We start from the raw sequence: 22,976 nt of genomic DNA, 5'->3' as shown, positions 1-22,976 counted from the left end.
ATACCTTTTTATTCTCTCTATTTTTATTACTGTTTTGTATCGTATTCTTTTCATCAATTTAGTACATTTCAACAATTGTACCATCTTCATATACCTTGAATACTCCAGTAAATCCTGATCCAGCTGCGCCTTCTATTTTATATGTCGTACGCACTCTAATTTGATAATATTTCTTTCCATTCTCTACTTGCGTATTCTCTAGCGTGTAATCATAGTCTTCTTTATATTCATTTTTGATATATGCTGTAGCTTTCTCAAAAGTAAATGCATCTTGATTCTTCCCTGTCTCTACTTTTTGGTTCTTTTCTGTCTCTGTTTTTGGATTCTTTTCTGTCTCTGCTTTTTGGTTCTTTTCTGTTACTGCCTTCTGATTTTTTTCTGGCTCTGCTTTTTGGTTCTTTTCTGTTGCTACCTTTTGACTCGTTACTGCATCAGTTTTTTGTGCCTTTGCTGCTGCCGTTACATTCTTTGCATTTTTTTCTTCTTCACCAATTTTAGTGATTAATCCTACAGCCTTTTTATTATATTCTTCAAGATTCTTGTTATCTTTTGTTTCTGAAACTAGCTTATTTAATAGCTCTTTCGCTTCTGCATAACTTTTCTTATTTATTAACTCTTCACTTTTCGTCAGTTGCTCGCTATACTTCTTTTTTTGTTCTAAAATGGCTAATAATGCTGTTCGTTCTTCCTTGGCCTGCTTTATAAGTGTAGTATTTCCATCCTTCATGTTCTCTACTTTTTCAAATGACTTAATTGATTCTTCTATCTTTTTTTCTTCTTTTAACTTCACTGCTTCCATCATGATTTTCGTTTGTTCTACAAGCACTATTGTATCTGAATCGTCTTTTTTCTCATCCAGCGCTCGTTCAAATGATGATAAGGCATTTTTATATTCTTTATTCGTTAACGCGGTCTTCCCTGCATCTATTTCTTTTTCAAAATCTCCATTACTACATCCTGCTAACATTAAAAATATAATTCCAATTACCGTTAATAACTTCCCCAATGTTTCTCCCCCTATGCATTCCTAAAACAATAACGTCATATGTATAAAAGTCTGTGTAGTAATTAGACTGAAAGTAAATATGTACTACATTGTGTGTGGGAAAGGAAGTACATTTCATTTACTATCATTACTTAAAACTCCTAAATAGTTGGTAGTTGGTTTTCTTCTTCTTTTAAGACAGAAAGGAATTTTAATAATGTGCGTAAAGCTCTCACCAGGCTCTTTACTACACACACTCTTATACACATAGAAAAGCTATTTTTAGTTTTGTATTTTTTTAACTTTATATATTATCGGTCGATTCGATACGCACCTCAATTCGTAACATACCGAAAAACAACAGAAAACAAAATGTAACATAAGTTACAGTTTGTAACTTATCTGTAACGCAAATGTAACATAAGAGTTTTGAATATACAATAGTTTTTTTACATTATTTTCCCCTATCTACATTTTAAGGTGTTAATACAGTGCTAAAACGAGTTTCATCTCCCACCTGCTATTGGACCTATCATCCTTTGAATACTTTAGGAAAAAGCCCTCTTTCTTAAAGTCCTCAAATTAGTTACATAGATAACTCTTTTTTCACCCAAACATTACGAAGACCTTTTACTTTCATAGCTTTCACATTAAATATATATAATAAAGTTAACTTTTTTGATATAACCGCATGAGGAAAAAAGGATGAACTTTGTCTTCCTTTTTGTTTTTTATTTACATCGAGTTCTTTTGCTAAATGTCTTTTTTATGCCAAATAATATAAAAAAGGTATCCTCAAGTACTTTGAGAATACCTTTTCACTTTCACTATCTTTGTTTTTTTCTACCTAATACGAGTAATCCAAAACTCATCATTACAAGAAGTGCTCCCATATATGGTTCCACCGGCATTTTCTGCCCTGTCTTCGGCAATTCTTTTCCAGATGTCTCTGGATCTGGTGTTCCTGGTCTTTCTGGATTCGTTGTTCCAGGCTTCGCTGGATTTGTTGTTCCAGGCTTCTCTGGATCCGTTGTTTCCGGTTTTTCTGGATCTGGTGTTCCTGGTTTTTCTGGATCCGTTGTTTCCGGTTTTTCTGGATCTGGTGTTCCTGGTTTTTCTGGATCCGTTGTTTCCGGTTTCTCTGGACCTGGTGGTGCTAAAGGAAGCAATTTATTTAACACTTCTAATTGAACTGAACTTACCATTCCTTTTTTGATTTCAAACGGAATTGGATTTGTTAATTTTTCATATCCTTTTGGTGCTTCCACTTCCACAAGTGTGTAGTTACCTACTGGTAAATCTGAAATATTTGCTTTTCCTTCTTTATCTGTTGTTACTTTCGTTACTACTTGTCCTCCTTTATCATGAACTTCAAAAACAGCCCCTGATAGTACAATTTTGCTTTCAGCATCCACTTTTGTAACTTCTACTGAACCTTTGTCTAATAAGTCATTCTCTACTTTTATTGATAAGACTTTCGTCATACCTTTTTTAATTTCGAATGATACTGGTTCTGTTAGTTTTTTGTATCCTGGTAAGCTTTCTTTCTCTACTAATTTGTACTTTCCTACAGATAGATCTGAAACTTTTGCTTTTCCTTCTTTATCTGTCGTTACTTCTGTTACTACTTTTCCTTGCTCATCTTGTACTTTGAAGACTACGCCTTCTAATACTTTTTGACTGTCTTTATCTACTTTTGTAATTTCTACTGAGCCTTTGTCTAACATTTCGTTTTCTACTGTTAAAGCAATAGATTTTGTCATGCCCTTTTCAACTTTGAAAGTAACCGGATCTACTAATGGTTTATATCCTTTTGGTGCTTTTACTTCTACCAACTTGTATGTGCCAACTGATAAATTAGTAACCTTTGCTTGTCCTTTTTTATCTGTTGTTATTTTAGCAATTACTTGTCCTGCTTCATCTTGAATCTCAAATACTGCATCAGCTAAAGCATCTTTATTTTCTTTGTCTACTTTGGTAATTTCAACATTTCCTGTATCCACTAATTCATTTTCGACAGTTAATTGTAATGCTGTTACTCTACCTTTTTCAATTTCAAATGAAATTGGTTTTTCAAGCGGTTTGTATCCTGCTGATGTTTCTACTTCTACCAGCTCATATTTCCCAATAGATAAATCTGAAACGTTTGCTTTTCCTTCTTTATCCGTTTTTACTTTAGTAACTACTTTCCCTTTTGAATCACGTACTTCAAATACAACACCTTCTAATGGTGCTTTACTATCTTTGTCTATTTTCGTGATTTCAACATTCCCCATATCCACCATTTCGTTTTCTACAGTGAACACTAGAGATTTTGTCATACCTTTTTTAATTTCAAATGGTACCGACTTTTCTAATTTTTTGTATCCTGGTAAGCTCTCTACTTCTACTAGCTTGTACTTTCCTACAGATAAGTCTGAAACGTTTGCTTTTCCTTCTTTATCTGTTGTTACTTTTGTTACTGCTTTTCCTTTTTCGCCTTGAACTTCGAAGACTACACCCGCTAACGGTGCCTTATTATCTTTATCTATCTTCGTTATCTCTACATTTCCCGTATCTACCATTTCATTTTCTATTTTTAGTGATAAGACTTTCGTCATACCTTTTTTAATTTCAAACGTTACTGGTTCTGTTAATTTTTTGTATCCTGGTAAGCTTTCTTTCTCTACTAATTTGTACTTACCTACTGATAAATCAGCAATTTTTGCTTTTCCTTCTTTATCTGTTTTTACTTCAGTCACTACTTTGCCTTGCTCATCTTGCACTTCAAATACTACGCCTTCTAATACTTTCTGACTGTCTTTATCTACTTTTGTAATCTCTACAGAACCTTTATCTAACTGTTCATTCTCTACTTTTAGTGATAAGACTTCTGTCATACCTTTTTTAATTTCAAACGATACTGGCTCTGTTAATTTTTTGTATCCTGGTAAATTTTCTACTTCTACTAATTTGTAACTTCCTACTGATAGATCTGAAACTTTCGCTTTTCCTTCTTTATCTGTCGTTACTTTCGTTACTACTTTGCCTTTTGAATCTTGCACTTCGAATGTTACGCCTTCTAATAACGCGCCACTTTCTTTGTCCACTTTTGTAATTTCTACTGAGCCTTTATCTAACTGTTCATTCTCTACTTTTAGTGATAAAACTTCTGTCATACCTTTTTTAATTTCAAACGATACTGGTTTTGCTAGTTTTTTATATCCTGGTAAGCTTTCTACCTCTACTAGCTTATATTTCCCTACTGATAAATCTGAAATTGTTGCTTTTCCTTCTTTATCTGTCGTTACTTTTGTTACTACTTTTCCTTTTTCATCTTGCACTTCGAAGACTACGCCTTCTAATGCTTTTTGACTGTCTTTATCTACTTTTGTAATTTCTACATTACCCTTGTCTAACATTTCATTTTCGACTGTTAAAGCAAGAGATTTTTTCATACCTTTTTCAATTTGGAAAGTAATTGGATCTACTAATTTCTTATATCCTTTTGGTGCTTTCACTTCTACTAGCTTATATGTTCCAACTGATAAATTAGTAACTTGTGCTTGTCCTTTTTTATCTGTCGTTATTTTAGCGACTACTTGTCCTGCTTCATCTTGAATATCAAATACTGCATCAGCTAAAGCATCTTTATTTTCTTTATCTACTTTTGTAATTTCTACATTTCCTGTATCCACTAATTCATTTTCTACTGTTAGCTTTAGCGCTGTTACTCTACCCTTTTCAATTTCGAATGAAATTGGCTTTTCTAGTGGTTTGTATCCTGCCGGTGTTTCTACTTCCACCAACTCATACTTCCCAATAGATAAATCTGCAACGTTTGCTTTTCCTTCTTTATCCGTCGTTACTTTTGCAACTACTTTTCCTTTTGAATCACGTACTTCAAATACAACATTTTCTAATGGAGCTTTACTATCTTTATCTATTTTTGTTATCTCTACATTCCCTGTATCCACCATTTCATTTTCTACTTTCAATGATAGAACCTCGGTCATGCCTTTTTTGATTTCAAATGATACTGGTTTTTCTAACTTTTTATAACCAGGTAAACTTTCTACCTCTACTAATTCATACTTTCCTACAGGTAAATCTGAAATATTTGCTTTTCCATCTTTATCTGTCGTTACTTTTGTAACTTCATTACCCTTTTCATCTTGGACGATGAATGTTACTCCCGCTAACGGTGCTTTATTATCTTTATCTATCTTTGTTATCTCTATATTTCCCGTATCTACCATTTCATTTTCTATTTTTAATGATAGAACTTCTGTCATGCCTTTTGTAATTTCAAACGATACTGGCTCTGTTAATTTCTTATAGCCTGGTAAACTTTCTTTCTCTACTAATTTGTACTTCCCTACTGATAAATCAGAGATTTTTGCTTTACCATCTTTATCTGTTTTTACTTCCTTTACTACTGTTCCAGCTTCATCTTGCACTTCAAAGACTACGCCTTTTAATGCTTTTTTGCTGTCTTTATCTACTTTTGTAATTTCTACTGAACCTTTATCTAACTGTTCATTTTCTACTTTCAATGATAGGACTGTTGTCATACCTTTTGTAATTTCGAATGATACTGGTTCTGTTAGCTTTTTGTAGCCTGGTAAGCTTTTCGTCTCTACTAATTTGTACTTTCCTACTGATAAATCAGAGATTTTCGCTTTACCATCTTTATCTGTTTTTACTTCTGTTACTATTTTACCTTGCTCATCTTGCACTTCGAAGACTACGCCTTCTAATACTTTTTGACTATCTTTATCTATTTTTGTAATTTCTACTGAGCCTTTGTCTAACTGCTCATTTTCTACTTTTATTGCTAAAGCTTTTGTCATACCTTTTGCAATTTCAAATGGTACTGGTTCTGTTAGCTTTTTATAACCTGGTAAGCTTTTCGTCTCTACTAATTTGTACTTTCCTACTGATAGATCTGAAACGTTTGCTTTTCCATCTTTATCTGTTACTACTTTTCTTACTACTCCATCTTTCTCATCTTGGACTTCAAATTCGACACCCGCTAATACTGCCCCGTTTTCTTTGTCCACTTTTGTAATTTTTATATTACCTTTGTCAACCATTGCATTTTCCACTTGTATTGGGAATATGCCGTCCCCTGTTACATTTACTTCGAACTCTGTTTCTTTTAATTGGTATCCTTCAGGCGCTTTCGTTTCTTTTAAAATATATTTCCCTGGTGCTAACGGTTTAGAGATTACCTTACCATCTTTATCTGTAACAATATGTTCGACTACTACACCGTCTTTTACTATATCAAACTCTGCATTTGCTAATGGTTTTTCACCATTTTCCGAATCAATTTTCTTTACTTCAATTTGACCCTTTTGCATAGTATTTTTAATTTCAATTGTTTTTGTTTCTCCAGCTTGAAGTGTAACCTCTACTGGGCTTGTTAATTTTTGATATCCTTCTGGTGCTACTGTTTCATAAACTTTATATGTCCCGGGAGCTAAAGTTTGAGGTACTGAAAAACCTTTTTCGTCCGTTTTCAGTTTTGCAACAACTTCATTTGCACTATTTCGAACTTCAAATTCGGCACCTTTTAACCCTTTGTTCGGATTCTCAGAATCTATTTTATGAATCGATACTGTACCATCTTTTGGAGCTTCAGGCGGTGTAATGGTTACTTCTTTTGATGTTAATGTTTTATCATCAAAATGTAATTCCGCTTTATTAGGAATCTTCTTATCTACGTAAGAAGATAAGTCTGCATTATTTTTGATTTTCGCCTTGATACTGAGGTTAATTATCTGGTCTTCATATGACTTATAGTCAAAATTCTCACCAAACGTAAATGTTACTTCCCTTCTTTGTTTATCTATATTTAACGTTCCTTTAGAAGTAATATCTTGGCCATTTTGATCATACACTTTTGCCTCTAATACTTCTAAAACATCTTCTAAATCATCACTAATTACCATTGATGTGTATTTAGGAGGATCGTTTGGTATATGTGTACCAACTTGGTATTGAATAACTTGATCCATTTGTGTTAGCTGCTCATTCTCTACAAGCTTGCCATTCTCATCAACTATATTTTTTTCAATGCTAGGTGGATGATCGTCACCTGAACCGGTTCCTCCCCCACCACTTACGAATACTTGTCCTACTTTTTCTTCAGTTTTAATATTTTTCCCTTCTAATTTCACTGTATTTTTATGAGGCTTTGCAGCAGGATTAGTAATCTTTGTTTTATATCTTAAAATATAACCTTTTGAACTGTCTGGAAACTCAATTGTAAATCCAGTCTTTGTTGCATTTATTTTAATGTTAGATAAATCTGCTGGCTTAATATTTGTTGGTGCATAACCATCTTCAAATACAGCCTCTTCTAATACTACACTGTCTGTAATTAACTCATGCCCAGGTCCTAATGTATCTGTTAATTTAAGATCTTGCATTTCTGTTCCAGTTGCATTTACATATACAAGCCAATCAGCAATGGACGGATCTTCTTGATTATAAGAACCCCATTTCAATAGATTATCTGTATTGGGCTGTGGCTTCGGTCTCTCTGTCGTATTATTTACACTTACTTCTTTATTGACGATTTGACCATCAACGTTAAATTCTAATGGAATTTCTTTAACACCATCATATGCTTCTAGACCAAAGTAGAATTCTACGAATAAAGAACCTTTAATGTTATTCTTTCCTTCTACGTAATCACCCATAGTACACGTCAATAGACCCTTTTTCATCTCACATGTACCAACTGTTTTTCCTTCAGCATCTTTTAAAGGAAAACTCATATTCATAAGGTCTTTTCGAAACTCTTTTGGCATATCAATTGTGAATTGATCTCCACTTTTTATTTTTTCTTTAGCTGACCACTTCACTTCTACTTTCATTCCATCTGAGGCTTGATACGGTTCAGATGTCGTGCCATCAGTACGGGAAATATTAATTTCGTCCACTGGACTTTTCATCACAGCAGCTTGAATAACTGGAGCCCACACATTCAGCACTGAAAATAATACTAGAAAAACTAATGAAACCATTGAAATGTGCCTTTTAGTACTTTTCATTTGCATAGTTCCCTCCTAAATTTTTATATTTATATAACAAAAAAAGACCGTCTGGTTGCATCAAAAATGTGCAACCAGACGATCTTAGTAACCAATATGTATTACCGTAGACTCTAAGCTTTGCGGCCTATCCTTTCGAATAGTGTGCTAAAAATATCTTTTATTCTTTTTTTGTTTCATTTTCCTCTTAAACCAAATATTACTATACCGTCTGGACGGTTATAATTCAATACTCTATAAAATTGTTCTATTTTTCTAATAAAAAAAATAATTCACCACTACATTAAAGAAGCAATGGTGAATTATTTTCATATTATATAGTTAATATATTCTATTTATATGAATTATTAATAAGAGCTTGAATCACTTTTTCTCTTAACTCTGGCCTTAGTCTTCCAACCCCTAAATATTCCGCATACCATAATCCATCTGCTGCTAATCTAATAATTGTTGCACAAACTGAATCTATCTCATCATTTTCTATATTCTTTTGCAGTTGCTGAAATGATTGTTGTAATGGCTCAAGTAATTCAGGTTTTAACATGAATGCTGCCATCATACTACTAGACAACTCTTCTGTTCTTCTCTCGTTACTTAATCTTTCCTCTACAAAAGAGCGAACCCACCTTCCTTTCCTCTCTGAGTCTTCCGCTACTTTAGCGTAAATGGCCCCCTCATAATCCTCTACCCCTCTGACTATCATACCTTCTATTAAAGCTTCTTTATTTGAAAAGTGATACAATAATCCACCTTTACTTACACCCGCCTCTTTTGCCACTGCTTCTAAGGTTAATTTAGCAACCCCTTTACATTGCACAATTTGAGAAGCGGCTTCTAAAATCTTTTGCCGTGTTATACTTGTACTCATTCCTTTTTAAAACCCCATTTCTACTAAATTTATATAAATACGTATCTTATTTTTAATATCACTGAGTAATAATAAATATTTTCTTTATACAACAAAAGCTTCATCGCCTTTGAATTGTTCGTTGCTTCTTCTATTAAAAATTTTCATATCATTCAATATGATAACATTAAATACACAAAGATGACTATACATCTATACTTTTGTTTTCATTCCTAATATATCCATTAGTGAAATTTACTGTTTTAGTCCTTTTTTTACTTTATCATCTCTATTGTTTTACCTTATAAGACGGCGTTAATTCTTTCATCGTTGCATAAAAAATGTTATTACTCCTGTTACATCGAGTAATAACATTTTTATTTTAATCTATTTAACAAATTTGCTTCCAACTAGCATCCTTCACATCTTCACTAGTCGGATTTCTAACTGATTTCACAAAACATTCCCCGCAAGCCCCAAATGCAATGAAATTTCTCTGTGCTTGTCTTAACGAGACTTCATTTGCTCCGTCTTCAAGGTCAGGCTCTTTAAGCTGAACAGGATCCTCTTCCCAATAACATATATTACAAATTTCATATGTACCCGGTGGTTCTTCTTCTATTGTTTTATATCCGCGGCATGGACAGGTGTATTTCATATAATCACCTTATTTCCCTTCATATGTAGTCCTACTTACTAAAAATGTAATAGAGCAAATTATAGTTAATCCCATAAAGTACATCATTTTAATAATACGAGTATTTTCATATGTTGTAGGAACCCCGTCAGATATAACTTCATAGCAAAAAACAATACTTATGGCTAAAAGAATATATAAAATTAAGGATGGGATAAAATGTAGCTTTATAGGTAAAATAACGCACCTAAACAATATCTCCCCAAGAAGACATCCAACTAAAACAACAGGGACTCCAACTATCAAAGTAGCGGCCAACATTTGGGCCATAGCAATAAAAAGATTCGTAAAAATAGAAAATAGCTCTCCTTCAAAAATCCCCTTCTCATCGTATATTTGAATTATCGTCATTGAAATAAATAAGCTTAATAAAGAATGGGAATACGGAATTAAAAATTTTCCCAATCCTGCTCACCTCACTTTTTTTGCGTCACATATATTATTAATTATTTCCTATCATTTTTACATAGAAAAATAACTCGCCTCCCGCAAAAGACGAGCCATTCCATTTAATTCTCACTTATTCTCTTCTTATACCAATCCTGCATTCTCTCCGCATCTTCTACTCTCGTATGCTCTAATTTATAACTCGATGATGCGCTCGAAAACTTATACGTACATAAATCTGCCCGGCGCTGGAAATATGATTGTGTCTTTTCCATCGATTGGACGTGTCTTCTTCTAACAAGTCCTGTATATTTTCCAACGCTGCGATATACAAGTGTAATTTGCTCTCCGTTTACACTGTAACCATTTGTTTTAAATGTTGCGTAACCAAGTGTAAAGATGAGGATCGTGAGCGGAATTAGTGCCCACATGATGAAGTGTTTTTCAAAGTATATACTTATTCCAATAAGCGGGATTGCTAGCATCGTGAAGAAGATGAAGCTATCAATGAGATAGCGGCGTAATGCTGCTTTTGGTAATGAAATAATATTTGTATCCAGTTCGTATGGTAGTTGTAAATGCGCGAGTAACTGTTGTACTCGGTCTTTTCGAATGATTGGATGCAGTGTAACTTTTTCTTTTTCATCATCCGTTCCCTTACTTTGAATAACTTCTACTTGCACAGCACAATAGCCGAATGGCTGACGTAAAATACTTTCTTTTATCGTAATCCCTTGAATACGATGTAACTTTAAGACGAGTTCTTTTTTCTCAAGTAATCCTTGTGAAATGCGGACTTCGTCATTTCTTCGATTTACTGTGAAATCTCCATGTTTTAGCGCATAACCGATTGTAGATATAATCCACGAAAGGACGAGTAAAATAGCTACCATGAAAATCCAGCCATATATATCATGTTGCATTACATATGACTTTACGCTATTCTCTATCCATTTCGGAATGTACTCCTCTACTTGGTGATACACGAAAAAGATTAACGAGAATAATAGTCCAAACTGCCCCGATGTAACAGAGGCTAGTAAAATTTCTTTCCAAGTCAATTTATATTCTGTTGTTTGTTTTTCTTCTGTAACGATTTCTTTTTTTACTGCATGTTCCGCTTTTTCGTCTAGCGTTCCTTCTGCTTTCACTTCTGGAGTTGGCTCATTTAGCAAAGCAATAAGCTCAGTTGCCTCTTCTACTGTAATACCGGCTAAGCTAACCTCCGCATCATCGCCCCCGCCAGCTGTTTCGATCTGAATTTTCTTTAAACCGAGCATTTGATATAGCACGTTAGAACTTGTATGAATCGTTTGAACACGTTCTTTATTTAAGTAGCTCTCCTTCTTTACAAAGAGCCCTTGTTTCACATGTAATACGTTATTTTCAACCCAATATGTTGTGTAATACCATTTTTCAAACGCTGAAAAGACAGTGAGTAAACCAAATGCAGCGGGAATTAAGTACCAAAACGGGAATTTTCCATTTAAGCTAAACATGAAAATAAAGAGTGGTATAAAATCTCTTATTTTTAATTCCAATAACATCGTGATTGGATGCTGCCTCTTATACATCCTCATCACTCACTTTCGCTAATTCTGCGATTTTCGTTTTCAACATTTCCGCTTCATACATCGTTAAGCCTGGGATGCTGTGAGAAGTTGCTGCTGTTGAAATGTGTAATTCTGCTAAGCCATATTTTCTCATAATCGGCCCTTGTTCAATCGTAACGTGCTGCACACGAATCATCGGTACTAATACGCGCTTTACGACAAAAAGACCGTGCTGAATTTCAAGCTCTTCTTCATTTAGTTGGTAGCTGTAATAACGTTGACGTAGTTTCGGGAATAAGAAGTACGAAAATGGTGCGAACACAACTGTTAGCCCAATCATCACATACAAAATCCACGCCCACCAATCAAACTTTATCATGAGGAAAAGGTACGCTAAAATGACAAGAATACCGATCCCTTCTTCTATTACAGCCCGAACTTTCCACACCTTGACCATGTCAGGGTGAATTTCATTTTTCAATGGATCCATGTAACCACTCCAAATCTAGTAATCTAATATATGAATAGTCTCAATCTATATTTTACATAACTTTACAGAAAATTGAAATTTAATCTTCTTTCTTCTCAGGAATAAAATATCCGAACCAAAGTAGCCAAATGAAACCGATTAACTTCATCCAATTTCCATCCGCTTGAAAAGCTTCTATCATGCCTGGAATTTTATACACCCCAATAAATCCAAGAAAACCGAGCCACCAGTTTTTTTGCATTTTCACTTTTATTCCTCCTTCATGACGTTTTTCACATTTCGAATCCAAATTTCTTTATACTTTAACTGAAATCCCATGAGCATGTAATTGCTCATATTATCAATTACAAGCGCTAACGTATGAGCGTTTTCTTCCGTTGCATGCTGTGACACGACGCCCAGTCTCGCGCCTTTCTTCAATAAATCGTGGAAACCATTTAAAAACTCTTCTTGTATTTCAAATAAACGTTTCTGATACTTTTCATTTCGCGCCGCAGTTACGATAAATTCATTTATGACGCGCAGTATTCCTTCTTGCCCTTCATACTCAGAGAGCATATGTAAACCATCTGCGATTAACTTTTCCGCAAAATTTTCTCTCGTATATTGCTCTTTATCAAAATAACTCATGAAATAATATCCAGAAAAAACTTCTTCAAATAAAAAGTCCACTAACGCTTCTTTAGAAGAAAAATGATAATAAATAGCCGGTTTTGAAATACCTACCTCTTTCGCAATCATGGAAAGACTCATCTTCTCAATGCCGTGCTCTGCCATGAGTTTAAATGATGCCGCTACAATGTTTTGAGATGTTTGTAAATTCTTTGTCATACTGTACCTCACTTGTTTTTACTTACCGGTCGGTAAATAAATTGTAAAATAAAAAATTATCGTTTGCAAGTTTGATTCAAAACTACATATTACTTTCTCCATTTACTTTATGAAGCAGAATCATATTCCTCCATAGTTACTACAGTAATCTTTAATCCAGTTAAACTACAAAAAGCACCTTTGTGAGTGCTTCTTGTAATTTAATATTTAGGCCCCATGTAATCATAACTTTGATCTAACGCTTTTAATAAATCAATCGCACCCTTTAACTCTCTTTTATCAGACTCTAATTCTTCCATTCTTCTTTCGATATCTTTTTTAAAAGATTCTAAATCGCTAATGGCTTTTTTCCCTACTCCAAGTTGAGACCAGCTTGATAAGAGTAAATTATGTACATTACTTACAACCCTTTTATTATGGTTTAAGTCTTGAATCATATGGTCAAATTGTTGTAAAGCTTGGTTCAATGCTTCTTCATTTAAGTAAATTCTCGGCATCCTAATCTTCTCACTTAATATTGTTGATCCGTCTTCTTATAATCATCGGCTTTCTTCTCAATAAAATCTGAAATTTCCGTTGCTGTTCGTATGTACCAAAAACTTAAATGCTCTACATGTGCACGTATATTATTTACTTTAGCTTCTACCCGTCTACTTTCAGCCGTTTCTAATAATGTCATCATATTAGAAATTAACCTCGGTACTCTATCTTGAAATTCTTGTGCGTTTCGCTTCATATCTCTTACGGATTTTTCCAAATTCTCTACAACTACACGAATCTCTCCCCCGCCTAATAACGCGCCCGGTGAATCATAAACTCTTTCATTCGTGTCTACATTTAACAAGTATTTATTTGATAAAGACCCATTCTCCCCAAATCGGAAGTTTTTATCTGTTTGATAATGATAACCAGGACCACTTATCGAATTCAAAAATCGAGTAACATCCATCCCAAGCTTTTGCTGTAATGATAACTCGGACATTTCTTCTTTCGAAATTGGTGGTGTTACCGCATAAGTAGATCCTATATGACTTTCATATGCACCAAATGGTCCATAACCAATTGAATCATTTCCGTGAACAACACTTACAATTCTATTATTAAACTCACCATTATTTGCTTTTTCTTGTAAATCAGGCGGTAACAAATGTTTTGCACTTGGCGCATTCCATGACATACATCTTACATTGTCATTAGATGCCGCTGCATATTCCGCTAAAGCTCCCCCTAATGAATGACCCGTCGTATATATCTCCACATCATCCCTGCCCTTATATGTATCCGTTACTTGTTTCATGACCCTTTCAGCTTGTTCAAATTGATTATGTGTTTCCCAGCGCTGATTCTCTTCATTCCAATATTTCTTTGAACCTGCATTCTCAGTCCCTGCTACAGGAGGTGCTGCTGGTCCATGAACACCTTCTCGTAATACAAAATGATTTGTATCCGTTTTTAAATCCTTCATACCTTCCCTAGCTTCATCAGAACGCCTAAAGAGTTTTTCTCTATAATTTTATCTCATTCTGTCCCCCAGAAAGCTATCATAACTTGCTTTTCCCCATTCACATCTCGTACAAAGACAACTGTGCCTATTCCAATTTATCGTGGAATGTTCCTCCCTTTTCCTATGTTTGTAAACTTCGACCTTCTTTATTGGTAATAACAACTTCTTCAATATCTTTATCAGATTTATACGTTGTGTCTGCTAATTGATAAAAAGTAGAATCTAAAACTTCATTTTTGTTACTCAAAACATTTTTCTTCTACAACATTTGATATATTCTTATAATTAAGATAACATTTTCGGAGGATACATATGGATATTATTATTAAAAAATTTAGTTTTTGTTTATTATTTATATTTATTTTAAGTACTTTAGAGGGATGTACCATGGATCAAAAAAACAATGAAGAACAAGTAGTAAAAGAAGCAAAAGCGACAACCATTACATACTTTAAGGAAAAGCAAGATTTGGATGTAGTAATTACTGGGCATGAGTTTGGTCCTAAAGACTTACAATCCATTTATATTTCTGGACATGTCAAAGATGATAGAGACAAAACATTTAATATAACTATTCAATATAGCGGAGATAAATACACGATAGGTTCAATTTCTAAAAGTAAAAGTTTAAAATTAAAATACTAACACTTCCCATAATTTTTATCTAAGTCATTCCTATATGCTCCCAATAATGTTCAAATAGTTTTTATAAACGGACATGTTAAAGATAACAAAAATAAGGTTTTTTCTATGGACAAAGAATATGATGTAGGAGATTATCATATAAGCCGTATGTCTCATTCAAAAAATTTAGAGCTTAAAAACTAAGTACCCGGGTAATTTAGAATGCTTTTCTTTATAACCCCACCCCACAATGTTCAGTGAATATAAAATTTAGTGAAAAGGAATATAACGCAAGATCCATGGAGTGATTATACATGAACAAATTCGGTACAAAATTATTCTTTATTTTTACACTTATCCTTTTAGGTGGATGTACTATAGATCAAAAGAATGAAGAACAACAAATCGTTAATAAAGCAAAAGAAGAAACCATTCAGTATTTCAAAGAAAAAGAGAATTTAGAAGTGACTATTACGAATCATAGATTTCCTTCTAATGATATCGAAACTATTTTTATAACTGGTCATATCAAAGATGATACAAATAAGAAATTTACTACTTCAATTGATTATAAGGATGATTATAATATCGGTTCTATCTCCACCACTAATTTCAGCCTAAAACGCTGAAAAACAATCTCAATTATACCTTCTTCTTTTGAAGCATTAATCATTAAAACAAAAAAGCATCCTAAATCACACATTTAGGATGCTTTCTTTTTAATTCCTATTCAGCAATCGCATACGATAACAATTCATCGTTACTTCCCCAAGTCTTTGCAGTAATTGATAGTTCGCATACGCGCCGACCGGGGCACCGATTATTGGTACGAGCTGAAGCATTTTTGCTAAATCGATATAGTCTCGGTACTCTGTTTGGAACTTTTCCCAGTCCATATGGTTTTCTTCTTCTGTATCCCACGTTTCGATGGCTTTCCATATTTCTTTTCGGTGGTCGTCACTTGAAAAGGCAAGTTGGAAAACGTGAAGGATAAAAAGGCGCTCTTCTTTGTCGCTCGTATCAAATCCGTACAATGTTGCTGCATCGAATAAAAATTTAATTTTAATGCCGAGTAAAAGCGGAAAGTCAGCAAGGCCAAGGAGAATACCGCCTGCTCCCGTCCCCGCTCCTTCTGCCGCTGCTATTTTTTTATACTCATCCATTTTTTTACGTACTTCATCGTCTCGTCGTTGCAATGACCAGTTCGGCTCTTTTAATTTCGGCTTTATAAAGTTTGATCCGGCACTAATCGTTTGCACCATCATCCGAATCGTTTCTGTTAATACTTTTTGCACTTTCGCCGGAATAAGCTGTTGTACTTTCGTCTGCACTTTCTTTGAGAACCGTGTCATCATAGAAGAATCTTTCATGAATGTAGCTTTCCACTGCTCCAGCTCTTTTATAACCTTTTCTTCATATGTAATCATAGGTTCATTCCCTTCAATTTAAACGCTCAATACGTTTTGCCCCGTATTGATAAACGAAACCGATACTAAATACTATGCTTACGACTAGTAAAATTCCTGTCATCATGAAATCTTTCGTCGCAAGTGCAAATATGATTGTAAAGATAATACTACCTGTAATAAGGATTGCATTTAATAAAGTAAGAAAATCTTTCTTCTTCTCTTCTCCCCCTATCGGATACAAATCAAGCCAAATCTTCATGCGGTGATGTTTCCATAAAGTTAATAGCTGATAACCGATTAAGTATAAGAAAATAAGGCTTACGACAAATCGTCCATATAAAAACGGAATGAAGTACAGAATAACTCCTCCAAGAGCGAGCAGGCGCACATATAAGCCGAAATAGTTACCCGATCGTAAAAACGTTCTCGTATATAAGTATAAATATGTACGCTTTTCGCCAATCATCGAAAGAATGAAATCAAGCCATTTCTTGCGGGATACTCTCTCTTTTAATGCTGGTACATCAACGAACATATTCGCGATGCGGTACAGCAGCATCATCTTCTTACCTTCTTCAGAAATTAAATACTCCCAGTTTAGCGGCTTTCCCTTCACCATTTGATGCATGATAGCGAGGTATAACACCATGAGCAGAACGATTCCGCCAATAAACATAATGGAAGTACGTTCTACAAGGAAGTAAACAAATAATCCGTTTAAAATAAAACGAATGAACCAATCGGCTCTTTGTATATTTTGGTCTGTTAAAAATGATTTTTCCCATGCCACGAATAAATTCCACGCTTTTACAATGACAAACGCGATTACAATCCATATGTACGCCGCTCCAGTTTGTTTCATTTGCTGAAAGTATAACGGGGCTAGTGCTGCCGCTACGATGGCGATTATGTATAACTGAATCATAAACGTAAAGAGAAATGCCTTTGTGAAATAAGGTTTTAACTTTTCTTCCACTGGCAGTAAGTAAACGAGATCTGCTTCTTTTAATAACGTTTGTATCGATCCGGCCGTTAATACGAGTCCAAGCAACACTGCCATAACGAGTGCTGTCGGAAACGACGGTGTTAGCGTTTGTAACCACTGCTGGTAATAATACGCTCCTGCGCCGATGATAAATACAAAAATAAATTTCAAATGATCATTAAATACGTATTTACTATATGTACGAACTTCTTTTAGAAAGTGACGAAATCGTTCTTTCCATAATGCTGTGCTATTCATAATCTTCTTCCTTCGTTAATGCAATATAAATATCATCTAACGTTGCACCTGGCATATTAAACTGTGATTGTAGTTCAGCTAATGTTCCCTTCGCTCTTACTTCACCTTGATGCAGAATAATGAACGAATCACAATAACGCTCTGCTGTCGCTAAAATGTGTGTACTCATTAAGATTCCTGCACCGCTCTTTTTCATGTGATCCATCATTTGAAGAAGTGATTGAATCGCTAACGGATCAAGCCCTACGAAAGGTTCGTCCACAATGTAAAGAGATGGTTCCACTAAAAATGCACTCATAATCATTACTTTTTGTTTCATCCCTTTTGAGAAATGAGACGGAAACCATTTCAAACGATTTTTCATGCGAAATTCTTGTAATAGTTGTCCTACACGTTCTTCATATTGTTTTTCATCGACACCGTACGCCATCGCTGTTAGCTTCAAATGTTCTTCTAGCGTTAGCTCATCATATAATACAGGTGTTTCTGGGATGAACGAAAAGCTAGAACGGTACGCTGTCATATCATCACGAATTGTTTTCCCATTAATTGTGACAGTTCCTTTTTTCGGTTCCATTAAACCGATAATATGTTTAATCGTCGTACTTTTACCCGCTCCATTTAAACCGATTAAGCCGACAAGTTCGCCTTTATTAACAGAGAACGAAACATCTTTTAGTACAGGTCGCTTCGTATATCCTCCTGTAACATTTTCTACACGCAATAACTCGCTCATACGACACCACTTTCTTCATTAGTATTCATTCTATATTCATCTTACCAAAAATGGCGCTGTACTACATAGTATCGATGTCTTAAAAAAAATTTAAATTTGTTAGCATATATTTTTACGAAAGCGGACATCATAATTAGTGAAGAAGGAACACATTGAAAAAGCGACCACCAATTGATGAGTACAACAACATAGTTAAGTCATCATGAAATGGGGTGTCCATGTTGGACAAAGAAATTTACACATAACCAGATCATTTGTTTCATTTTCGAAACGGGGTGTCTCCGAAAGAGCATATACTGTTTTAAAAAATAAACAATTTCCTTTTATGAAAGATTGCAATTCATTTCACTTGAAAATGGGGTGTCTACGGCAGAAACTTTAGCCGATTTACCGTGCATTTCTTAAATAAATGAGGTGTCTGCGAAACGTAAATTACGATAATGCTTTTTCAATCCCTCTTCAGAAAACAGGAAGCTGAGTCAGCTTCCTGTTTTTCGTGTTTGTTCTCTTATGTAATTATGGTAAAATACGGCTAAGGATATTTGAAAGGATGAGATCGATGAATCATACAGCAGATAATTGTATTTTTTGCAAAATCATTGACGGGCAAATCCCTTGCTCAAAAGTATACGAAGATGAACATGTGCTTGCATTTTTAGATATTAGTCAAGTAACAAAAGGACATACTCTTGTTATTCCGAAAGTTCACAAACAAGACATATTTGCGTTAACGCCAGAAATCGCATCACACATTTTTTCTGTCGTTCCGAAAATCGCAAATGCGATTAAAGCAGAGTTTAATCCAGTTGGTTTTAACCTACTTAACAACAACGGCGAGAAAGCTGGACAAACTGTATTCCACTTCCACCTTCATTTAATTCCACGCTACGGTGAAAACGATGGTTTCGGTGCTGTTTGGAAATCACATCAAAATGAATACACAATGGAAAATTTACAAAACATCGCAAGTAAAATTGCAAATAGTGTGAAATAGTGACACTATAATAAGAAGTAATACATAACAAGCCACTTTCCTAAAGTGATTAAATATTGCAAGGCTTGTTTCTCCATTCAAGATGCCAGGGAATATGTACAATACACTTTTCTTTCCCTTGTCTTAAAGATATGCATATTTTTTCACATCATGAATACGAACAAAAAATAAGGAGGTCTCCTTTTATGTCAAAAGCTAAATCCTTTATTACAGGTGTCATTTGCGGCGGAGCAGTTGCTGGATTAGCTGTTCTTTTCTCTACTCCTTCTTCTGGCAAAGACATGCGCGGCAAGTTAAAAGAAAAAGGAAATGATATTAAAAAGACATTAGCTGATATTACAGCTGATACAAAATTATTAAAACGTCAAATCGTTGAAACTGCTTCAGAAGGTAAAGAAGTGTTTCAAGAATTAAAAGACGATATGCACGATACGCTTTCTAACTGGAAGCAAGATATTTCTCAAAACAAACGACATATTGAGCAAGAGATTTTGGACATTCAAAAATCAATTGAGAAACTACAAGAAGCTGTTCCGGAAAAAGCGTAAACAAATTCCTGCTTAGTTTTTTGCATATAACAAATATTTTTTATATAAATTGACCTTAACACGGCATATCACATAGATATGCCGTGTTTTTATGCATTTACAATATATGTTATCACTTAACATGTAAGGACAACACATGTATTCACGACTCATAAAACGCTTCCATAGTTATGCATGATTTGTATAGAATGTCATTTTTCCAAAAAATTTTCACAATTCTCACAAAAAGACTTTATTAATTTTTATTTTACTGGCATAATAGATAGTAATGAAAAAGAATGTTAAAGTGGGTGAGTAAATGAAAAGTGGAGAAAAAGATTACTCGGTAAAAGAAGCGATGATTTTCAGCCAACGCATTGCTCAATTATCGAAAGCGTTATGGAAATGTGTAGAGAAAGATTGGCAGATGTGGATTAAGCCTTACGATTTAAACATTAATGAGCATCATATTTTAACAATCGCTTATCATTTAAAAGGGGCTTCTATTTCTGAGATTGCTAAGTTTGGAGTTATGCACGTATCAACGGCGTTTAACTTCTCTAAAAAGCTGGAAGAACGCGGCTATCTTGTATTCTCAAAAAAAGAAGATGACAAACGAAATACGTACATTGAGATTACAGACAAAGGGGAAGAGTTACTACTTCGCTTAATGGAGGAGTATGATCCTGAAAATAATTCAGTGTTTAATGGAGCTCTTGCACTTCGTAATTTTTATGGGAAGTTCCCAGAAAATATCGAACTGATTGCTATCTTGCGTAATATTTACGGACAAGACTTCATCGATATTTTTGAGAAATCATTAGAAGATATTGAAGAGAACTTTACAGAATCCGATCAGAAGTTAGTTAAGAAGTAATCTATTTATTTTTTCGCAATCATGCTTAAGAATTCATTCATAAGCGGCTTAAATAAACCTTGTTTTGCTAGCGCTTCCGCAGTTTCGTGTACTTCGAGCTGATGTGGAAGCGCTTTTTCAAATTGATCTAACAGCGCATCGAACAAAAGAAGCCCTTCTGCTTTCTCCACTACATATTGCTCGTTCAGTATTTCACAAAGATTCAGTATACGTTCAATATCTTTTTTACGAGCTTTTTTCTTTATGATTAAAGAATAAAATGGACACTTTTCTTCATCAATCATTTTAAATAGTAGGTCTACGTAGTATTCAGCTTGTTCTAATCTTCTAACAACGTCCATTTTCTCCCTCGCTTTCTAACACAAAGTCTTCTATTTCTGAATTTTATAACACGAACAAAATATCGTATGATACAATATATAAAGTATATGTATTTTAGCCAAAAGGAGGTCTCGCCTCATGACACTTATAACAGTTGTTTTTGTCGCATTCGCACTTCTTGTTATATTTTACACGAATTTCATGACACATACACTGTGTGAACGAAAACAAATAACTGCGAGCCGCCAACCCGGTGTCTTTCGGGTTATTAATGTATGTATAACAATTTTATTAATTTCTAGTTATATAGAAATTATATTTCATGGAAAGTGAGGAAGGAAAGCCCCTTCCTCACTTTTTTCCTCTATAAGCAAATTATACCTACTATAACCAATAAAATAAACAGTACAAGTAATAAAATAAGTTGAGAATTCATCCCCATCCCCTCCTCTATTCTGTATATGCGGCATACGCCCAATATGGCACACCTTCAAAATCTGACACGATATGGTTAATTTTTCTTTATCAATATGAAATCTAGTCGAAATATGATATATTAAATTCTGTACATATTGCTTATACTATGAAATAAATGACACGCATCTTAACTTTATCCTAAAGCCTCGGTAAGCCCTGTTAAGCGCGCTTTACCAATATAAAAAGCAAAAGTATCAGTGAGACTTAATCGGGCTCTGATGAACTAAAATTCATTGGTATAGGATAAATTAAAAATACATAATAGTAGGAGTGTTTATCGAATGAAGAAAGCTATGCTTGCCTTAGCCGCAACAAGTGTAATCGCACTATCAGCTTGTGGAACATCATCATCAGACAAAATCGTTACATCTAAAGCTGGTGACATTACAAAAGACGAATTCTACGAGCAAATGAAAACACAAGCTGGTAAACAAGTACTAAACAACATGGTTATGGAAAAAGTACTTATTAAAAACTACAAAGTCGAAGACAAAGAAGTAGACAAAAAGTACGATGAAATGAAAAAACAATACGGTGATCAATTCGATACACTATTAAAACAACAAGGTATTAAAGAAGAAACGTTAAAAACTGGTGTGCGGGCTCAATTAGCGCAAGAAAAAGCTATCGAGAAAACAATCACTGATAAAGAATTAAAAGACAACTACAAGCCTCAAATTAAAGCAAGCCACATTCTTGTAAAAGATGAAGCGACTGCGAAAAAGATTAAAGAAGAACTTGGACAAGGTAAATCTTTCGAAGAGTTAGCGAAACAATACTCTGAAGATACTGGTTCAAAAGAAAAAGGTGGAGACTTAGGATTCTTCGAACACGGTAAAATGGTTAAAGAATTCGAAGATGCTGCTTATAAACTGAAAAAAGATGAAGTAAGCGAACCTGTAAAAACACAATTCGGTTACCACATCATTAAAGTTACAGACATTAAAGAGCCAGAAAAATCATTCGAGCAATCAAAAGCTGACTTGAAAAAAGAGTTAGTTGCGAAGAAATCACAAGATGGCGAATTCATGAACGATCTTATGATGAAAGAAATCAAAAAAGCTGACGTAAAAGTTGACGATAAAGATTTAAAAGATCTTTTCGACGAGAAGAAAGCTGACGCTAAAAAAGAAGAAAAGAAATAACGAAATAAAAAGATCGGGCTTAGGCCCGATCTTTTTTTATCCCCTCTTCTCCCCTATTAATTTATGTTTAGATTCAGTAAATGAAATTATATAGTTGCTCCTCTGAATAAATTAACCTCAGCTCTAAATTATATCGGCGATTTTCAAAATATATCGACCGTAACTCCAATTATATCAGCGATTTTCGAAATATATCGACTTACCGACAAAAACAAAAAAACCTTGATCCACGTAACATGGAACCAAGGTTTATCTTATTATCATTGATTAAATTAAAAAACTATGT

The 22,976-nt window shown here is 34.3% G+C and carries 21 protein-coding genes, 1 pseudogene and 1 riboswitch; of the genes and pseudogenes, 7 read left to right on the top strand and 15 right to left on the bottom strand.

Annotated features, from left to right (window positions below):
- Positions 1 to 58: 58 nt before the first annotated feature.
- The 11 genes and pseudogenes from ACQVV1_RS10875 to ACQVV1_RS10825 all read right to left on the bottom strand — a co-directional run.
- Positions 59 to 1,006 carry a hypothetical protein gene (locus tag ACQVV1_RS10875; protein ID WP_431168857.1) on the bottom strand — a complete coding sequence of 316 codons (948 nt, stop codon included), beginning with the start codon at positions 1,004 to 1,006 and terminating at the stop codon, positions 59 to 61.
- 806 nt (positions 1,007 to 1,812) lie between these two features.
- Positions 1,813 to 8,034, bottom strand: a complete 6,222-nt coding sequence (locus tag ACQVV1_RS10870; protein ID WP_431168856.1) for a SpaA isopeptide-forming pilin-related protein — start codon at positions 8,032 to 8,034, stop codon at positions 1,813 to 1,815.
- Between the two features lie 60 nt (positions 8,035 to 8,094).
- Positions 8,095 to 8,187: riboswitch (cyclic di-GMP riboswitch) on the bottom strand.
- Between the two features lie 172 nt (positions 8,188 to 8,359).
- On the bottom strand, positions 8,360 to 8,896 hold the full coding sequence (locus ACQVV1_RS10865; protein ID WP_242255595.1) for a TetR/AcrR family transcriptional regulator: 537 nt from the start codon (positions 8,894 to 8,896) through the stop codon (positions 8,360 to 8,362).
- A 370-nt stretch (positions 8,897 to 9,266) separates the two neighbouring features.
- Positions 9,267 to 9,533: a CPCC family cysteine-rich protein gene (locus ACQVV1_RS10860; RefSeq protein WP_309259817.1), complete on the bottom strand. Its 267-nt coding sequence runs from the start codon at positions 9,531 to 9,533 to the stop codon at positions 9,267 to 9,269.
- Positions 9,534 to 9,542: 9 nt separating this feature from the next.
- Complete coding sequence (locus tag ACQVV1_RS10855) at positions 9,543 to 9,977, bottom strand: hypothetical protein (protein WP_000514471.1); 435 nt, start codon at positions 9,975 to 9,977, stop codon at positions 9,543 to 9,545.
- Positions 9,978 to 10,081: 104 nt separating this feature from the next.
- Entirely contained in the window at positions 10,082 to 11,533 is a 1,452-nt protein-coding gene (locus tag ACQVV1_RS10850; protein WP_336376607.1) for a PH domain-containing protein, read from the bottom strand.
- Positions 11,526 to 12,002, bottom strand: a complete 477-nt coding sequence (locus ACQVV1_RS10845; protein WP_000371358.1) for a PH domain-containing protein — start codon at positions 12,000 to 12,002, stop codon at positions 11,526 to 11,528. The genes ACQVV1_RS10850 and ACQVV1_RS10845 overlap by 8 nt, the downstream gene beginning before the upstream one ends.
- Positions 12,003 to 12,081: 79 nt before the next feature.
- A complete protein-coding gene (locus ACQVV1_RS10840; RefSeq protein ID WP_000783813.1) occupies positions 12,082 to 12,249 on the bottom strand; it encodes a hypothetical protein in 168 nt (55 codons plus the stop codon).
- A gap of 2 nt (positions 12,250 to 12,251) precedes the next feature.
- Positions 12,252 to 12,833 (bottom strand): TetR/AcrR family transcriptional regulator, encoded by a 582-nt coding sequence (locus ACQVV1_RS10835; protein WP_431168855.1) that lies wholly within the window; start codon positions 12,831 to 12,833, stop codon positions 12,252 to 12,254.
- Positions 12,834 to 13,033: 200 nt separating this feature from the next.
- Positions 13,034 to 13,330 carry a hypothetical protein gene (locus ACQVV1_RS10830; RefSeq protein WP_001137435.1) on the bottom strand — a complete coding sequence of 99 codons (297 nt, stop codon included), beginning with the start codon at positions 13,328 to 13,330 and terminating at the stop codon, positions 13,034 to 13,036.
- A gap of 14 nt (positions 13,331 to 13,344) precedes the next feature.
- Positions 13,345 to 14,449: pseudogene (locus ACQVV1_RS10825) on the bottom strand (lipase family protein); the annotation flags it as partial.
- Positions 14,450 to 14,649: 200 nt separating this feature from the next.
- Between ACQVV1_RS10825 and ACQVV1_RS10820 the strand changes: the two are divergent.
- Complete coding sequence (locus ACQVV1_RS10820) at positions 14,650 to 14,982, top strand: hypothetical protein (protein WP_242255603.1); 333 nt, start codon at positions 14,650 to 14,652, stop codon at positions 14,980 to 14,982.
- Between the two features lie 293 nt (positions 14,983 to 15,275).
- Complete coding sequence (locus ACQVV1_RS10815) at positions 15,276 to 15,590, top strand: DUF1433 domain-containing protein (RefSeq protein ID WP_242255605.1); 315 nt, start codon at positions 15,276 to 15,278, stop codon at positions 15,588 to 15,590.
- A gap of 90 nt (positions 15,591 to 15,680) precedes the next feature.
- On the opposite strand, the gene ecsC is transcribed toward ACQVV1_RS10815, so the two are convergent.
- The 3 genes from ecsC to ecsA are packed head-to-tail and all read right to left on the bottom strand — an operon-like array spanning position 15,681 to position 18,349.
- On the bottom strand, positions 15,681 to 16,388 hold the full coding sequence (gene ecsC, locus ACQVV1_RS10810) for an ecs operon protein EcsC (RefSeq protein ID WP_242255607.1): 708 nt from the start codon (positions 16,386 to 16,388) through the stop codon (positions 15,681 to 15,683).
- 13 nt (positions 16,389 to 16,401) lie between these two features.
- Positions 16,402 to 17,613: an ABC transporter permease EcsB gene (gene ecsB, locus ACQVV1_RS10805; RefSeq protein ID WP_309259814.1), complete on the bottom strand. Its 1,212-nt coding sequence runs from the start codon at positions 17,611 to 17,613 to the stop codon at positions 16,402 to 16,404.
- Positions 17,606 to 18,349, bottom strand: coding sequence for an ABC transporter ATP-binding protein EcsA (gene ecsA / locus ACQVV1_RS10800; protein ID WP_088062328.1), 744 nt, complete (start codon positions 18,347 to 18,349; stop codon positions 17,606 to 17,608). Before ecsA ends, ecsB begins: the two co-directional genes overlap by 8 nt.
- Positions 18,350 to 18,908: 559 nt before the next feature.
- On the opposite strand from ecsA, the gene ACQVV1_RS10795 reads away from it, so the two are divergent.
- From ACQVV1_RS10795 to ACQVV1_RS10785, 3 genes are all read left to right on the top strand, one after another.
- A complete protein-coding gene (locus ACQVV1_RS10795; protein WP_242255619.1) occupies positions 18,909 to 19,343 on the top strand; it encodes an HIT family protein in 435 nt (144 codons plus the stop codon).
- Between the two features lie 185 nt (positions 19,344 to 19,528).
- Positions 19,529 to 19,891 carry a YtxH domain-containing protein gene (locus ACQVV1_RS10790; RefSeq protein WP_000030301.1) on the top strand — a complete coding sequence of 121 codons (363 nt, stop codon included), beginning with the start codon at positions 19,529 to 19,531 and terminating at the stop codon, positions 19,889 to 19,891.
- 298 nt (positions 19,892 to 20,189) lie between these two features.
- A complete protein-coding gene (locus tag ACQVV1_RS10785; RefSeq protein ID WP_000834918.1) occupies positions 20,190 to 20,747 on the top strand; it encodes an HTH-type transcriptional regulator Hpr in 558 nt (185 codons plus the stop codon).
- Between the two features lie 5 nt (positions 20,748 to 20,752).
- Here ACQVV1_RS10785 and ACQVV1_RS10780 read toward each other — a convergent pair whose 3' ends face one another.
- Entirely contained in the window at positions 20,753 to 21,088 is a 336-nt protein-coding gene (locus ACQVV1_RS10780) for a DUF1878 family protein (RefSeq protein WP_000383651.1), read from the bottom strand.
- 118 nt (positions 21,089 to 21,206) lie between these two features.
- Between ACQVV1_RS10780 and ACQVV1_RS10775 the strand changes: the two genes are divergently transcribed.
- On the top strand, positions 21,207 to 21,401 hold the full coding sequence (locus tag ACQVV1_RS10775; protein WP_048656387.1) for a hypothetical protein: 195 nt from the start codon (positions 21,207 to 21,209) through the stop codon (positions 21,399 to 21,401).
- 425 nt (positions 21,402 to 21,826) lie between these two features.
- Positions 21,827 to 22,690, top strand: a complete 864-nt coding sequence (gene prsA, locus ACQVV1_RS10770) for a peptidylprolyl isomerase PrsA (protein WP_242255621.1) — start codon at positions 21,827 to 21,829, stop codon at positions 22,688 to 22,690.
- The last annotated feature ends 286 nt before the right edge of the window (positions 22,691 to 22,976 follow it).

The organism is Bacillus basilensis (genome assembly GCF_050630465.1).
Taxonomy (GTDB): domain Bacteria; phylum Bacillota; class Bacilli; order Bacillales; family Bacillaceae_G; genus Bacillus_A; species Bacillus_A basilensis.
The sequence above is the reverse complement of the archived record's forward strand: the minus strand, read 5'-3'. Positions and strand labels throughout refer to the sequence as shown.

Excerpts from the sequence above, each read along its gene's own strand:
- ACQVV1_RS10775 (WP_048656387.1), top strand. The coding sequence starts at position 21,207 with ATGACACTTATAACAGTTGTTTTTGTCGCATTCGCACTTCTTGTTATA.
- ACQVV1_RS10820 (WP_242255603.1), top strand. The coding sequence starts at position 14,650 with ATGGATATTATTATTAAAAAATTTAGTTTTTGTTTATTATTTATATTT.
- ecsC (WP_242255607.1), bottom strand. The coding sequence starts at position 16,388 with ATGATTACATATGAAGAAAAGGTTATAAAAGAGCTGGAGCAGTGGAAA.
- prsA (WP_242255621.1), top strand. The coding sequence starts at position 21,827 with ATGAAGAAAGCTATGCTTGCCTTAGCCGCAACAAGTGTAATCGCACTA.
- ACQVV1_RS10795 (WP_242255619.1), top strand. The coding sequence starts at position 18,909 with ATGAATCATACAGCAGATAATTGTATTTTTTGCAAAATCATTGACGGG.
- ACQVV1_RS10860 (WP_309259817.1), bottom strand. The coding sequence starts at position 9,533 with ATGAAATACACCTGTCCATGCCGCGGATATAAAACAATAGAAGAAGAA.
- ACQVV1_RS10790 (WP_000030301.1), top strand. The coding sequence starts at position 19,529 with ATGTCAAAAGCTAAATCCTTTATTACAGGTGTCATTTGCGGCGGAGCA.
- ACQVV1_RS10845 (WP_000371358.1), bottom strand. The coding sequence starts at position 12,002 with ATGGATCCATTGAAAAATGAAATTCACCCTGACATGGTCAAGGTGTGG.
- ACQVV1_RS10830 (WP_001137435.1), bottom strand. The coding sequence starts at position 13,330 with ATGCCGAGAATTTACTTAAATGAAGAAGCATTGAACCAAGCTTTACAA.
- ACQVV1_RS10865 (WP_242255595.1), bottom strand. The coding sequence starts at position 8,896 with ATGAGTACAAGTATAACACGGCAAAAGATTTTAGAAGCCGCTTCTCAA.
- ACQVV1_RS10815 (WP_242255605.1), top strand. The coding sequence starts at position 15,276 with ATGAACAAATTCGGTACAAAATTATTCTTTATTTTTACACTTATCCTT.
- ACQVV1_RS10870 (WP_431168856.1), bottom strand. The coding sequence starts at position 8,034 with ATGCAAATGAAAAGTACTAAAAGGCACATTTCAATGGTTTCATTAGTT.
- ACQVV1_RS10785 (WP_000834918.1), top strand. The coding sequence starts at position 20,190 with ATGAAAAGTGGAGAAAAAGATTACTCGGTAAAAGAAGCGATGATTTTC.
- ACQVV1_RS10850 (WP_336376607.1), bottom strand. The coding sequence starts at position 11,533 with ATGTATAAGAGGCAGCATCCAATCACGATGTTATTGGAATTAAAAATA.
- ecsA (WP_088062328.1), bottom strand. The coding sequence starts at position 18,349 with ATGAGCGAGTTATTGCGTGTAGAAAATGTTACAGGAGGATATACGAAG.
- ACQVV1_RS10780 (WP_000383651.1), bottom strand. The coding sequence starts at position 21,088 with ATGGACGTTGTTAGAAGATTAGAACAAGCTGAATACTACGTAGACCTA.
- ACQVV1_RS10835 (WP_431168855.1), bottom strand. The coding sequence starts at position 12,833 with ATGACAAAGAATTTACAAACATCTCAAAACATTGTAGCGGCATCATTT.
- ecsB (WP_309259814.1), bottom strand. The coding sequence starts at position 17,613 with ATGAATAGCACAGCATTATGGAAAGAACGATTTCGTCACTTTCTAAAA.